The 14,686-nt window shown below is 38.1% G+C and carries 16 protein-coding genes; all 16 read left to right on the top strand.

Translation table 11 applies throughout. From position 1 onward, the window contains the following. Positions 1-17 precede the first annotated feature (17 nt). The 16 genes from UFO1_RS14220 to UFO1_RS14145 all read left to right on the top strand — a co-directional run bounded on the left by UFO1_RS14220 (position 18) and on the right by UFO1_RS14145 (position 14,674). On the top strand, positions 18-1,556 hold the full coding sequence (locus UFO1_RS14220; protein WP_038671836.1) for a nitrogenase component 1: 1,539 nt from the start codon (positions 18-20) through the stop codon (positions 1,554-1,556). Continuing rightward, positions 1,549-2,901, top strand: a complete 1,353-nt coding sequence (locus UFO1_RS14215; RefSeq protein WP_038671833.1) for a nitrogenase component 1 — start codon at positions 1,549-1,551, stop codon at positions 2,899-2,901. Before UFO1_RS14220 ends, UFO1_RS14215 begins: the two co-directional genes overlap by 8 nt. 30 nt (positions 2,902-2,931) lie before the next feature. Further along, positions 2,932-4,230, top strand: a complete 1,299-nt coding sequence (locus UFO1_RS14210) for an O-acetylhomoserine aminocarboxypropyltransferase/cysteine synthase family protein (RefSeq protein ID WP_038671831.1) — start codon at positions 2,932-2,934, stop codon at positions 4,228-4,230. Between the two features lie 78 nt (positions 4,231-4,308). After that, positions 4,309-4,761, top strand: coding sequence for a pyridoxamine 5'-phosphate oxidase family protein (locus UFO1_RS14205; protein WP_038671829.1), 453 nt, complete (start codon positions 4,309-4,311; stop codon positions 4,759-4,761). A gap of 161 nt (positions 4,762-4,922) precedes the next feature. Beyond that, positions 4,923-5,507 carry a hypothetical protein gene (locus UFO1_RS14200; protein ID WP_038671827.1) on the top strand — a complete coding sequence of 195 codons (585 nt, stop codon included), beginning with the start codon at positions 4,923-4,925 and terminating at the stop codon, positions 5,505-5,507. An 11-nt stretch (positions 5,508-5,518) separates the two neighbouring features. Continuing rightward, positions 5,519-6,388: a 4Fe-4S binding protein gene (locus tag UFO1_RS14195; protein ID WP_038671825.1), complete on the top strand. Its 870-nt coding sequence runs from the start codon at positions 5,519-5,521 to the stop codon at positions 6,386-6,388. Further along, positions 6,385-6,591: a hypothetical protein gene (locus UFO1_RS14190; RefSeq protein WP_038671823.1), complete on the top strand. Its 207-nt coding sequence runs from the start codon at positions 6,385-6,387 to the stop codon at positions 6,589-6,591. Before UFO1_RS14195 ends, UFO1_RS14190 begins: the two co-directional genes overlap by 4 nt. Before the next feature lie 378 nt (positions 6,592-6,969). Then, a complete protein-coding gene (locus tag UFO1_RS14185) occupies positions 6,970-7,818 on the top strand; it encodes a transporter substrate-binding domain-containing protein (RefSeq protein ID WP_038671821.1) in 849 nt (282 codons plus the stop codon). A gap of 18 nt (positions 7,819-7,836) precedes the next feature. Then, entirely contained in the window at positions 7,837-8,547 is a 711-nt protein-coding gene (locus UFO1_RS14180; RefSeq protein ID WP_038671819.1) for an amino acid ABC transporter permease, read from the top strand. Beyond that, the gene (locus UFO1_RS14175; RefSeq protein WP_038671817.1) at positions 8,544-9,752 is read left to right on the top strand and encodes a M20 family metallopeptidase; all 1,209 of its coding nucleotides are present in this window, start codon (positions 8,544-8,546) and stop codon (positions 9,750-9,752) included. Before UFO1_RS14180 ends, UFO1_RS14175 begins: the two co-directional genes overlap by 4 nt. Then, on the top strand, positions 9,749-10,465 hold the full coding sequence (locus tag UFO1_RS14170) for an amino acid ABC transporter permease (protein WP_038671815.1): 717 nt from the start codon (positions 9,749-9,751) through the stop codon (positions 10,463-10,465). Before UFO1_RS14175 ends, UFO1_RS14170 begins: the two co-directional genes overlap by 4 nt. Next, complete coding sequence (locus UFO1_RS14165; RefSeq protein ID WP_038671812.1) at positions 10,462-11,217, top strand: amino acid ABC transporter ATP-binding protein; 756 nt, start codon at positions 10,462-10,464, stop codon at positions 11,215-11,217. The genes UFO1_RS14170 and UFO1_RS14165 overlap by 4 nt, the downstream gene beginning before the upstream one ends. Before the next feature lie 287 nt (positions 11,218-11,504). Continuing rightward, positions 11,505-11,696, top strand: coding sequence for a DUF1858 domain-containing protein (locus UFO1_RS14160; protein WP_038671810.1), 192 nt, complete (start codon positions 11,505-11,507; stop codon positions 11,694-11,696). Positions 11,697-11,868: 172 nt separating this feature from the next. After that, on the top strand, positions 11,869-12,744 hold the full coding sequence (gene nifH, locus UFO1_RS14155; RefSeq protein WP_038671808.1) for a nitrogenase iron protein: 876 nt from the start codon (positions 11,869-11,871) through the stop codon (positions 12,742-12,744). Between the two features lie 296 nt (positions 12,745-13,040). Continuing rightward, positions 13,041-13,823: an ABC transporter permease gene (locus UFO1_RS14150; protein ID WP_038671806.1), complete on the top strand. Its 783-nt coding sequence runs from the start codon at positions 13,041-13,043 to the stop codon at positions 13,821-13,823. Positions 13,824-13,828: 5 nt separating this feature from the next. Further along, a complete protein-coding gene (locus UFO1_RS14145; RefSeq protein WP_038671804.1) occupies positions 13,829-14,674 on the top strand; it encodes an ABC transporter permease in 846 nt (281 codons plus the stop codon). Positions 14,675-14,686 lie beyond the last annotated feature (12 nt).

The raw sequence follows: 14,686 nt of genomic DNA, 5'->3' as shown, positions 1-14,686 counted from the left end.
TATAAGGAGTGACTAGTATGAAGATTAATTTTAAGACTCCAGTAGTTGAAAGTCGTGAACAACGTCTTGGCACCATTATTTCCTGGGATGGAAAGGCGTCAGATCTTTCTAAGGAATCAGCTTATGCACGTGGTAGTTGTGAAACGACTTGTGGAGAAAAGTCGCGTAAACTTTGCGAGATTGAGGGGCCATTCACGCAAGGATCTGTTTGCAGTGAGCAAATGGTAGAATGCCAAGCTGGTCATATTCGCAATGCAGTACTGATTCAGCATTCACCGATTGGCTGCGGTGCAGGCCAAGTCATCTATAATTCCATCTATCGCAATGGTTTGGCGGGGCGCAATTTACCAGTAGAAAACCAGCATGTGATTTGCACGAATCTACTAGAAGAAGATATGGTCTATGGGGGCGTTGCCAAATTAGAACAGTCCATTCGAGATGCATGGGAACGTTATCATCCGAAAGCTATTTTTATTGCCACCTCTTGCGCTACTGGAATTATTGGTGATGATGTGGATGGTACAGCAAGTCAGATGGAAACTGAGCTTAAGATACCTGTCATTCCCCTCCATTGCGAAGGCTTTAAGTCCAAACACTGGAGTACTGGCTTCGATGCAACCCAGCACGGTATCATAAGGCAAGTCGTACGTAAAAATCCTAAAAAGCAAGAAGATCTAGTCAATGTGATTAACTTATGGGGTTCAGATATTTTTACTCCGATGCTTGCTGAACTAGGACTTAGAGTTAACTATGTAGTTGACCTGGCAACCGTAGAAGATCTAGAACAACTTTCTGAAGCGGCAGCTACTGTTGGGTTTTGCTATACCCTTTCTTCCTATATGGCGGCAGGGTTAGAACAAGAATTTGGTGTTCCAGAAATTAAGGCACCTCAGCCTTATGGTTTTGCAGGGACAGATGCTTGGTTTCGAGAATTGGCACGAGTTACCCACAGGGAGGAAAAGGCAGAAGCTTATATTGCCAAAGAGCATGCAAGGATTGCCCCTCGTCTAACAGAATTGCGTACCCTTCTTAAGGGAAAAAAGGGCTATGTTGCAACGGGTTCTGCTTATGCCCACGGATTGATTACTGTACTTCGAGAATTAGGAGTCGAAGTGAATGGCTCACTTGTATTCCATCACGATCCAATTTATGACAGTCAAGATCCTAGGCAAGACTCCCTTGCTCATGTAGTTGATAACTATGGGGATGTTTCACATTTTACTGTGAGCAATCGTCAGCAACACCAATTTTATAGTTTACTCAAAAGAGTGAATCCTGATTTTATTCTTATTCGCCACAATGGTCTTGCGCCCTTGGCTTCTCGTATGGGAATTCCGGCTGCGCCCCTTGGCGATGAGCATCATTCCTTGGGATATCAGGGAATCATTAATTTAGGCGAATCGATACTTGATATTTTGGCACATAAGAAATTTCATCAAGATTTAGCATCACACACTAAGCTGCCTTATAAACAATGGTGGCTGGATCAGGAAGACCCATTTATTTTGGCAAAGGAAGAGAATCCATTGTATACGGAGGGAAAAAAACATGCCTGATATTGAAGAGACAAAAAACACCAATTCTATTCAGCAAATACGTTATGTTTGCTCCATTGCTGCTATGCATAGCGCCTCGGCTATTCCCCGCGTCATTCCTATTGTCCATTGTGGTCCTGGTTGTGCAGACAAACAGTTTATGAATGTTGCATTTTATAATGGCTTTCAGGGAGGAGGATATGGTGGTGGTGCAGTGGTGCCGAGTACGAACTCTAGAGAATTAGATGTGGTATTCGGAGGTGAAGGGCGATTGCGAGAATTAATCAAGGCTTCTATTAAAATTCTAGATACAGATTTATTTGTTGTTTTGACAGGCTGCATTTCAGATTTGGTAGGGGATGATGTAGGATCTGTGGTTAAAGAATTTCAAGAGCAAGGTGTCCCTATTGTTTATGCTGAAACAGGTGGTTTTAAAGGTAATAATTTTACCGGTCACGAACTGGTGACGCGCGCTATTATTGATCAATATGTAGGAGAGTATGATGGGCCACGGCAGCAGGCTACTGTCAACCTTTGGTCCCTATTACCATACCATAATACCTTTTGGCGTGGTGATCTCACGGAAATCAAGCGTATATTAGAAGGGATTGGTCTTAAAGTAAACATATTGTTTGGCTATGAATCGAAAGGCGTATCTGAATGGAAGCATATTCCTAAGGCTCAATTTAATTTAGTTCTTTCTCCTTGGTTAGGTCTTCAGACAGCTGAGCATTTAGAAAGTAAATATGAACAACCGTACCTGCACGTACCTGTAATTCCTATTGGAGCGCAAGAAACCAGTAGCTTTTTGCGTAAAGTAGCAGCTTTTGCAGGGCTGGATCATGCTCCAGTTGAAGAGTTTATTCGGCAAGAGGAGGAGACTTATTATCATTATCTAGAAAGCTTCTCCGATTTCTATGCGGAATATTGGTGGGGATTGCCGGCAAAATTTGCCGTTGTTGGTGATAGTGCCTACAATCTTGCGTTAACTAAATTTTTAGTGAATCAGTTGGGGATTATTCCAGGTAAACAAATTATCACGGAGAATCCACCAGAAGAATATCGGGAAAACATTCGAGAAGAGTATCGAAAGATCGCTGAGGATGTAGCCACAGATGTTGAATTTGAAGAAGATAGTTATATTATCCATCAAAAAATTAGGCAAACAAACTTCGGTCACAAGGCTCCTATCATATTTGGCACGACTTGGGAGCGAGATCTTGCCAAAGAGTTAAAGGGAGCAATTGTGGAAGTCGGATTTCCAGCATCCTATGAATTGGTTCTTTCCAGGTCCTATGTAGGATATCGGGGGGCTCTGGCCTTACTCGAAAAAATATATACAACTACAGTAAGTGCTAGTGCTTAGTAAAAAAACAAATAGAAAGGAGAAATTAAAATGAGTGAACAAGAAAGAAAACATGGATTTGATACAGTGGCTTTGCATGCAGGACAAATACCGGATAGGGAAACTGGGGCTAGAGCAGTACCTATTTATCAGAGTACATCCTTTGTATTAGGGGATACAGAACGAGCTGCCAGAATCTTTGCTCTTGAAGAATTTGGCAATGCGTATACCAGAATGATGAATCCTACACAGACAGCTTTTGAAGAACGGGTCGCTGCATTAGAAGGTGGCGTAGGTGCTTTGGCAGTTGCATCGGGCCAGGCGGCCATTACTTATTCAATATTGAATATTGCCCAGTCTGGAGATGAAATTGTCTCATCATCAGCAATTTATGGTGGCACTTATAATTTATTCCATCACACTTTACCTAAACTTGGCATAAAGGTTCATTTTATAAACCCAGACGATCCTGAGAATTTTCGTAAGGCGATTACTTCTAAAACAAAAGCTCTTTATGCAGAAGTCATCGGCAATCCAAGGATTGATGTTTTAGATATAGAGAATGTAGCTAAAGTGGCCCATGAAAATAGCATTCCTTTAATTGTTGATAGTACTTTCGCGACACCCTATTTAAATAGGCCCATTGAGTGGGGGGCGGATATTGTTGTCCACTCTGCTACCAAATTTATTGGTGGTCACGGAACTTCTATTGGCGGCATCATTGTTGATTCAGGTAATTTTAATTGGAATAATGGTAAATTTCCTGGATTGGTGGAAGCTGATCCTAGTTACCATGGCTTATCTTTTACCGAAAAATTTGGAAATGCTGCTTATATTTTTAGAGCACGTGTCACATTATTACGTGATATAGGGGCGGCTATCACGCCATTTAATTCATTCTTATTTTTACAGGGATTAGAAACACTTTCGGTACGGTTAGACCGACATGTTAGAAATACACAAAAAGTCGCAGAATTCTTGGAGCAACATAAATTTGTCAGCTGGGTAAGTTATCCTGGACTCAAGAGTAATAAGTATTATGAATTAGGGCAAAAATATTTCCCCAAAGGGGCGGGAGCAATTCTTACCTTTGGCATTCATGGTGGACTCAAAGCAGGGACGAAATTCATCAATAATTTAGGCTTGTTTTCTCATTTGGCAAATGTTGGCGATGCCAAGTCCCTTGTGATTCATCCAGCAAGTACGACTCATCAACAATTATTACCTGCGCAGCAGTTGTCTTGTGGTATTACTGAAGACCTTGTGCGTTTATCAATTGGGTTAGAAGATATTGATGATTTACTTTATTACCTTGAAGAAGCATTGGAAGCAAGCCACCTTGCTGACTAGTCAAAGAACTAGAGGCTATGTTCCATTTATGTATGGGATGTAGTCTTTTTATTTTTAATATAAAGGAGTGTTAACGTAATGTCCATTAATACAAATAGTCTACATGAATATTTAAATCAAACTAAGTTTATTGTCTTAGCAACAAACAATGAACAGGTGCCGATCGTAAGAACGTTGGCCTCGTTTGCAGTTGATAATTTAACAACTTATTTTTCAACTGGCAAAAAGACGGATAAAGTTCAGCAAATAAAGTCAAATCCACAGGTTTCTATTTTGTTTCAACATGAAAATCAGGAAATAGGTTCTTTTGTTAATGCAACGATAACAGGAAAAGCAACTGAAATTACGGAAAAAATAGAGTTGGAAAAAGCGATTAAAGTATTATCTGACAGAAGTCCAAGATTTAAGGAACGTGTGGATAAAGGTGAAATTGACAATAATATCTTCTTTCGAATTGATCCACAAGAAGTAAAAGTGCTTGATTTTAGCAAAGGTCTTGGCCCCAATGCTGTTGAGATTCTTAGAGTTTAGTAATTGGTATTATACAAATAGAGCAATGGTAATCAAGTGTTGTAATTTATTATTAGTTGATCAAAAACATTGAAGGCTAAGGCCCAGCCTTAGCCTTTTTACGTATTTGGTAGAGCTAAAAAAAGAATAAATTTATGTTATGTAGATAGGAGACATTTTTTATGAAAGTTAAAAAACATTCTAAAATTATTACGGCACTTTCAATTGCTATAGGAATCTCATTTGCTATAGGTTTTGGGTATTATAATAAGGCAGTGGCAAAAGAGCAAATCACAACTGCTGTGTCAGTCAATGGTGAAGGTGTTAAACCTTTAAAACCTATCATTATAGATGTAGCTGATCAAGGAGTAGTCAAGAAATGGTTACAACCTACTCACTTGATAACACGGTATGAGATTAAAAATGAGGGAAAGGAGCCTTTGACGATTAAAGTAGATGCGGTTAATTTTACGAGTAATGTTATAGTGGAATCAGGCTCTCCTGGATTTGAGAAACCCTCTGCTGAATATGTAACGACCTTGAATCCTGGAAAATCAATTCGTCTTAAAGTTCGTGTTAGTCTTTCAGATACTAATTTGATTCAGTCAAAACAGTATTTGGGAATGCTTCGTGTTCTCAATCAGCAAAATGGTTTACAGTTGGGGAACTCATCAGTTTATGCAATCAATTCTACAGTACAGCCACCACACGAAAAAACATTGGCGACACCTGCAGTTCAGCATGAGGGACATACAAAAAATGAGTAGGAGGGACTAAAATGAATATGCAACAGATTAAACGGTTTTTAGGATATTTTATAGGAATGTTACTGTTCTTCGCGCCCTTTGCTTATTATCAAAAAGCACTTTCTACTTGGCTAGGAGGGCCCCAAGCAACGGATATTCATGAATTTTGCTTACGTATCCCTTTGCTAAATCTTTTAACAGGAAAAAGCATGGAAATATTATCAGTTGGGTTTATTTCATTATTCTTATTGGTGAGTGTTGCATTTTTATTTGGTCCTGTCTTTTGCGGTCGCTTTTGTGCTAGTGGAGCCTTACCAGAATATCTTAGTAAATTTCTACCAAACAAGTATAAAATTGATTGGCAAAAGTCAGTAAATCCAGTTCCCATAAGGTATGGTTTTTTTATTGGTTACCTAATATCGCCTTTTCTCGCTGGTTCCATAGCTTGTGCACTTTGTAATTATAATATGATGGAAAAGCTAATTGTAGGCGGAGTCCAAGGTGATATAGGTCCTCTTCTTTCTACAGCAATTATTACTGCTATTTTGTGGTTGGGCATCTTTGGGATCATGGCCAAAGGAGGACGAGGCTTTTGTAGTTATTTATGTCCTGTAGGGGCATTGCAAAGTGCAATACATAGTTTGGGCGCTCGGATTGGCTTTACTTATAAATTGCGTTTTATCGAAAGAAAATGTGTTGCTTGCAAACAATGCGTAAAACAATGCCCAATGGGGGCACTATCGTATCAGGATGGTGCTTTATCCTATGAAATCTATAATTGTATTACCTGCCGTCAATGTGAAACTGTTTGCTCCAAAAAGGCAATTTCTTATGGTACAGGAGAAAGAGGGTGGCAAAAAGAATGCCTCAGTAAGGATGTCGCACTGGAGTCTACAAAATGAAGGAAAAGTTAAAAGCTTTGTGGTTAGGACTTAGTGCAACAATGATTGCAATGGTTCCTAGTCTACTGCCATCTACAAGTGCTACATGTACAGGGATATGCAGTTCTTGTGGTGGTTGTGCAGGGGTAATTTTAGGAGTGGGAGCTGGTGGACTAATCTTTTTTACTAGATTGTTCAGTCGTAAAAAAGAAAAAGAGAATTAATGTTAATGTAGGCAGAATGTACTCGTAGAGTCTAAGTGGTTGAGAAAGCATTGCAAAATATCAACTGAAGGCATAAAAAATCCATGTATATTCCTTATAAGAAATATATTTATTTGAAGCCTTGTTCCTAGATTTTACACTAACATATTGACAGTATATAAAAAAATGTGTTATTCTTATTGCAATAAAATTTAAGATATTTGAAGAAATTTGTTGTAAAAGCTGATCATATAATTGAAGGCTGGAAAACATCCAATGGGATGTTTCCGGCCTTTTTTATATTCCAAAATCCTCGAAGAGAGGGTGAAACAACAAATAAATGAAGCGTTTCAGCATTTAAATCAATGAAAAATCATATTTAAAAGGAGAATGAACATTATGAAAACATTAATAAAAAAAAGAGGTCTACTTCAGCTGTTTTTAGCGTTTCTATTACTTACAGGGGGTGCAATTATTGCAGGTTGTGGCTCTAATAGCAACGATAAGCAAACAGTAACATCAAATGATAAAGTTAAGACGTATTATGTAGCAACTAGAGGAACTTTTAAACCGTTTACTTATATGGATGATAAAGGTGAATTAACTGGCTATGATATTGAAATTTTAAAAGAAGTCCAAAAAAGAAATAAAGATATAAAGTTTGAATTTAAAACCATGAGTATTGAAAGTGCTTTTGTCAGTCTGACATCAAACCAAGTTGATATTATTGCCAACCAAATGGGACGTAATGATGAACGCGCTGCTAAATATACCTTTACACAAGAAGTGAACAATTATACTAGCACGAAAATTACAGTCAAAGGTGATCGAAATGATATTAATACTCTTGATGATTTGAAAGGTAAAACAATGATTCTAACGCCTACGAGTGAAGTTGCTAGAGTAATTAAGAAGTTTAATGAAACGGCTGAGCCTAAAATTAATTTAATCTATACTGATAAAGGTTCCGCTGAATCTTTTAACTTAGTTGCTACGAACCGTGCGGATGCGGGTGCTGACTATGAAGTCGCAGTAAGAGAAGCAAAGAAAACCTTAGGTCTTGATCTTAAAAGTGTTGGCAGTGTTATTTCCAGTGTCCCTACTTATTTCATTTTAAGAAAAGATGCTGATTCACAAAAATTAGCAGATAGAATTGATGCTACGGTGAAAGAAATGAAAGCTGATGGCACACTAAAGAAAATATCGGATCAATTTTTAGGTGCAGACTATACCGTTGTTCCTAAATAAATCGAAAGGGGTTTTACCTTGGGAAGTTATTTTGACGTAGGTTATCTCATTAGGTCTTTTCCGATTATATTGTCCTATGTACATACGACAATATTGATTACCTTTGTTGCAACAATTATAGGCATTATTTTAGGAAGTGTTGTTGCATTGATTCGTATTAATAAAATAGTAGTTTTGGATAAAATCGCTGCAGTTTATATTTCTTTTATCCGAGGAACGCCCTTTTTAGTACAATTATTTTTAGTTTACTTTGGACTACCAGAACTTTTGCAAAAACTTGGTTATCAAGGAATTCGTGAGATACCAGCATTGTTTTATGTATTTATTGTTTTTTCACTACATGTTGGAGCCTATATTGGAGAAATCATTCGCAGCGGGATTCTAGCTGTTGATAAAGGACAGTTAGAGGCGGCTTATGCCATTGGTATGGGAACCATTCAAGCTTATACAAGGATTATACTGCCACAAGCTTTTAGTATGGCAATTCCTGCAATTTGTAATACGGTTATTTCAACATTAAAAGGAACATCTTTGGTATTTAATGTGGGCGTGATTGATATGATGCGTAAAGCTGATTTGATGGGAGCTAACAGTCATCGGAGTTTAGAACTATATATTGATGTTGCCATCATTTATGTTATTTTAGTATTCCTACTCAGTGCATTATCAACATTTTTAGAGAAAAAAATGAGTAATGTATCAATTGGTATGGGAGGAGATTCATTATGAAAAACTTGACCGAAAGAATACATGCAATTGTAGAAGAAATATATAATGAATTGGTTTTCCTTCGTCACACAATACATGAAAATCCTGAACTGAGTAATGAGGAATACAAAACAGCAGAATTAGTGGAAAAAATACTTTCCGCATGGGAAATACAGTATGTAAGATTGCCAAATAGTACGGCCATCATCGCTGAAATTAAAGGGAATATTGAAGGTAATCATGCCATTGGTATAAGAGCAGATATGGATGCCTTGCCAATTGATGAGAATACCGCTCTGGATTATGCATCAAAAACTAAGGGTGTCATGCATGCATGCGGACATGATATTCACACGGTAAATCTTTTGGGTACAGGGTATGTATTGTCCCAGTTAAAGGATCATTTCTCGGGTACTGTCAAATTAGTATTTCAACCTGCTGAAGAAATCGGTGGTGGTGCTCAGGAAATACTAGATTTTGGTGTCTTGGAAAATCCGAAAGTAACAGCCTTTTTAGCAGCTCATGTGTCTGAGGATGTTAAAGTCGGACAAATTCAAGTGAAAGCTGAAGAAGTGATGTTGGCTGCCAGTCAATTTACCATTACGCTAACCGGTCGTGGCGGTCATGCTTCTGCACCCCATCAAACAGATGATATTATTTTGGCAGCCGCAAAATTAATTATGGAGCTGCAATCCATTCCAAGTAGAAAAATAAATCATATTGAACCAGCAGTGATTACTGTTGGTAGTATTCATGGTGGTACACGTGGCAACATCATACCAAAAGAATTAGTTTTAATAGGGACAATTAGAACTCAAAATAATAAATTACATCCAGAAATTCATGAACATATAAATAATATTCTCACTGCACAAGAATGTATTACCGGCGTGAAGGGAATCGCATCATTTAGAATAGGATCAGGAGCTGTTTATAATGATCCAGAATTGACAAAAGAGTTCGTTGCTGCAACCGCAAATTTAATCGGCCTAGATAATGTTTTGATTGCTAAATTTCCTAATAATGGTTCAGAAAACTTTTATCGTTTTTCTAAAGAAGTACCATCCGTGTTTTTTCGTATTGGTGTTAGTGATAATCCACTAGAAAGTGTAGAACCAGCCCATAGCCCAAAATTCAGAGCTGCTGATGAAGCATTGAAAACTGGAGTAAGCGTTATGGCGGCTGCGGCTATTGCATTTTTGCAAAAAGGCAGGGCGTCTGTATGAACGATATATTAGAGTTTTCTTTTATGTTTGATACTTTTCTTGAAATGCTAAAATTTGTACCGATTACTTTGTTTTTGGCAGTCATTAGCATGCTTTTGGCAAGCTTAATTGGTCTGGTCAGCGCAGTCGTACAGTTTAGAAATATACCGGTTTTGAAACAAATTTCTAATGTCTATTTGCTGATTGGCAGAGCAATACCCACAATGGTGATGCTGTATCTAGTGTATTTTGGTTTACCCCTACTACTGATGGCATTTACTGAGGAAACAGGTATTGATACTGGCTATCAGCATATACCACCAATGGTATTTGCAATTATTGGGCTTACTGTACACACGGGAGCGTATTTATCAGAAATCTTTAGATCCGCATTGCTCTCTGTCGATAAAGGGCAAATGGAAGCAGCGTTATCAATTGGAATGACTTGGTTTCAAGGGTTTTATCGAATCCTATTTAGACAGGCGGCAGTATTTGCTATGCCGCTCCTCGCAAATCAATTTCTGGGCTTGATTAAAAGCACATCCGTTGTCTTTACCATAACAGTAGTCGAACTTTTAGGTGGAGCGAAAATTGCTTGTGCCGAAAATTATCGCTATTTAGAAACTTACTTAGTTGTGGCTATGATTTATTGGATTATAAGTATTGGATTTGAAAAACTCTCTTTACTGGCAGAACGTAAAATAGGATTCTTCAAGAAAGGAGCCACTATATGATTGAATTTAGAAATATCCATAAAGCGTTTGGTGACAATGAAGTATTAAAAGGTATTAATTGCACGATACCCACTGGCTCTGTAACGGTTATTATAGGATCAAGTGGCTCTGGTAAAACAACACTACTACGTTCGGTAAACTTTCTTGAGAAAGCGGATCGTGGAGAAATCATTTTAGACGATATCCATATTGATGTCGAAAAGGCATCAAAAGCCGATATTCATAAGATGCGTCAACGTACGGCTATGGTTTTTCAAATGTATAATTTGTTTAAAAATAAAACTGCTTTAGAGAACATTATGGAAGGTTTAACTGTTGTAAAAAAAATGCCGAAAACTGAGGCGAAAGACAAAGCCTTATATTTTTTAGAAAAGGTTGGACTGCTCAATAAAGCTAATTCTTATCCCTCTGAATTATCAGGTGGTCAGCAGCAACGGATTGGTATAGCACGTGCACTCGCCCTTAATCCTGATGTAATCCTATTTGATGAACCAACTTCGGCACTTGATCCAGAATTAGTAGGTGAAGTCCTGGAAGTAATGAAAAAAGTAACCCAAGAAGTCAATTGTACCTTAGTGGTTGTTACACATGAAATTAACTTCGCTCGTGAGGTCGCCGATCATATCATTTTCATGGATAATGGCGTCATCGTAGAGCAAGGACCACCACTAGAAATACTAAGTAATCCGAAAGAAGATCGTACGAAACAATTTCTATCACGTTACATTGCATTTACTGAATATAATATCTGAAATATAAATTCAGTTGCTTGAAATTTCTTGTGAATTGATGTTCTGCGATTGTATTTGAACAGGCGTAATTCTAATAGAAGAAATACGTGCTGGCAGAAAACATTACAGGTATATAATCACAAAAATAAGATTGACAGGAACCGATTTGAAGTTTATAATCTAAACCATAAATCAAATTACTAACTAAAATAATATTGGTAACTTGTTGACTGGAAAAACCAGAGGCAGATTTTTTTCATATTGAAAAAAATCTGCCCTTTTATTTTAAACTATAAGGAGAGATAAAAATGAAGATTACTAAAGAAATGAGTATTAGCGAAGTTGTTGAAATCCATCCGCAAACAGTGGGGATATTTCGCAACTATGGTATGGGATGTTTTGGTTGCTCTGCTGCCCGTTTTGAAAATATTGAGCAAGGAGCAACGGCTCATGGTATCAATGTTGATGCCTTGATTGTTGATCTTAATAAGGTTGTGTAGATGAATCTTAATTCCCGTTTTTAAGATGCTTTTAAAGGGAATGAAGCTATTGTGGCAAAGTAAATTGAATAATATAGCTGGTTGGATGAAAGACCAAAGGCTAGAATGATATTTCTATGGAAATATCACTCTAGTCTTTTTTGTTCTTATAAAGAGTAGGAGGAATAAAAAAATGAGTAAAAAAATTAAACAAATTGCTATTTATGGAAAAGGGGGAATTGGTAAATCCACCACGACCTCTAATATTAGTGCCGCGTTATCAACAATGGGTTATAAAGTGATGCAGTTTGGTTGCGATCCTAAAGCCGATTCCACCAATACTTTGCGGGATGGAACTTATATTCCTACAGTGCTCGATACACTGCGAGAAAAAAATAAGGTAAATGCCCAAGATGTGATTTTTCAAGGTTTCAATGGAGTTTATTGTGTGGAAGCTGGTGGACCGGCTCCAGGAGTTGGTTGTGCTGGTAGGGGGATCATTACTGCGGTCCAATTGTTAAAACAGTTAAACGTATATGAAGAATTAGATTTAGATGTAATCATTTACGATGTTTTAGGAGACGTAGTATGCGGTGGTTTTGCCGTTCCCATACGTGAAGGTATTGCTGAGCATGTTTTTACAGTGTCATCCGCCGATTTTATGGCTGTTTATGCCGCGAACAATTTGTTTAAAGGCATTCAAAAATATTCTAATTCAGGTGGTGCGCTGTTAGGTGGCTTGATTGCGAATTCCATCAATACTCCGTACTCGAAAGATATCATTGATGACTTTGTTGCTAGAACCAAGACGCGCGTTGTGGAATATGTTCCCCGTTCCGTCACTGTAACCCAAGCTGAGCTGCAAGGAAAAACCGCGATAGAAGCGTCACCAAATTCGGAGCAAGCGAAAGTGTACCAAAGCCTTGCGAAAAAGGTGATCGAAACTACGGAATCAAAAGTTCCTGCACCATTGCAAATAAGCGAATTGCGAGCGTGGGCTGCCTCATGGGCGGATCACTTATTGGCAATAGAAACAGGCGAAGTGCGTGGCAAAGCATCGGGAATTTAATAGAGGAAAAGAGGCTGATCAAGTTAAAGTGAAGGCTGCAGAAAAGTAACTATTTCTGTGAGCCTTCCTTTTTTTACAGAGTGGATACATTGAAGTTATTTAGCAGTTTTATAGTGATTATGATAATCCTAAAAAGCTGGTACAGGAAGGCGAGGTGAAAAATGACATAGGTACTGTGAGTGAAAATACGTTGCGATTCCAACGGATATCTACAGTGTGATAGGTAGGAAATGGCTTACGGTATGCAGTGAATCAGTTGGCAATCTTATATTATAGAGAAAGGGAGAAAAAAGAAAATGAAAGATCATGTAAATAGTCTAGTGGATAAATTAATCGATGTTTCAGGAATTGTAATTTTCTTTCTACTATGGGAAATAGCACCACGCCTTGGAATCGTCGACGGTCAATTTATTCCGCCACTGTCCCAAGTACTTTTAGCGGTCGGAAAACTTGCAGCGGATGGTAGTTTGTTCATTCATATTGCCGCAAGCTTACAGAGGAGTTTTATTGGATTCGTGCTGGCAATTGCCGTTGCAGTGCCTGCTGGTTTTATTTTAGGTGGTGTTTTCCCAGCGTTATCAAGACAACTAAGGCCACTACTGCGAGTATTCGGACAAATTAACGCTTTTTCCCTTTTTCCAATCTTTATTCTGTTTTTTGGAATTGGTGAAGTTGCCAAGGTAAGCATTATCTTTTGGTCCACAATTTGGCCAGTACTTTTTACTACCATTGTTGGTGTTCAGAATGTCGATCCTCTTTATATTAAAAGTGCACGGTCAATTGGTGCTGATAAATTTACCATCTTTAGCAAAGTGATTTTACCAGGAGCAGCCCCGGTTATTTTTACAGGGATACGAACGGGCGCATCCCATGCATTTCTAATGCTAATTGCAGCTGAAATGATTGGCGCTAGCGCTGGTCTTGGATGGCTGGTTCAGAACTCAGCGGTAAATAATATTATGCCCCGGTTATTTGCGGCAACGATGACCATTGCTTTATTAGGAATGACAATCAATTATCTGCTTTACTTGCTGGAAGATAATCTATTGGATTGGAAGCAAAGTTCTGAGAGGGGTTGATAAAAATGGAAACAGCATTGCAAAAAGTAGTAGAGAAAAGGTCGGGAAAGCATATTGAGCAAGATAAAGTAGGAACGCTACTAAAAAAAATAACTGCAATCGTTTATGATAGTCTATCAATTATTATTTTTATTGGAATTTGGGAAATAGCGCCTAGAGTGGGCTGGGTCCCGCAAACCTTTATTTCACCACCGACAATTATCGTAAGTACTCTTTGGGAGCTGCTAGTAAGTGGTATTTTAATAAAACATATTGGAGTCAGTTTAGGGAGGGCTGTTTTTGGTTTTGTGTGTGCAGCTGTGATTGCCATTCCTTTAGGTTTTTTTCTAGGAGGATGGTTTAAACTCTTTGAACGTATTCTCACTCCAGTGCTACGGCTACTTGGGGAAGTAAATCCATTTTCTCTTTTCCCGATCTTTATTCTCTTGTTTGGTATTGGCGAGGTATCTAAGATATCCATGATTTTTTGGGTATGCTTGTGGCCAATTTTGCTAAACACCATCACAGGAATTAAAAATGTCGATGAGTTGTTAATTAAGTCGGCGCGTTCCATGGGGGTAGGAGGAAGAACATTATTTTTCAAAGTTATATTGCCAGCTGCTTCGCCGAACATCTTTCATGGTCTTAAAACCAGTTCAAGTGTAGCGTTTTTTATGCTCATCGCCGCTGAAATGATTGGTGCAAGTAGTGGTCTAGGTTGGTTGATATGGAATGCACAAACTAACTATCAAATTCCAATTTTGTTTGCGGCTACAATTACCATATCTGCCTTAGGATTGTTCATGAATTATCTGTTTGTTATACTCGAACGCAAATTCATAAGCTGGAAAGAAAATCCGGCTGAATATTAAAAAAGGAGAGTG

Source organism: Pelosinus sp. UFO1, assembly GCF_000725345.1.
In the GTDB taxonomy this organism is placed as follows: Bacteria; Bacillota; Negativicutes; order DSM-13327; family DSM-13327; genus Pelosinus.
The sequence above is the reverse complement of the archived record's forward strand: the minus strand, read 5'-3'. Positions and strand labels throughout refer to the sequence as shown.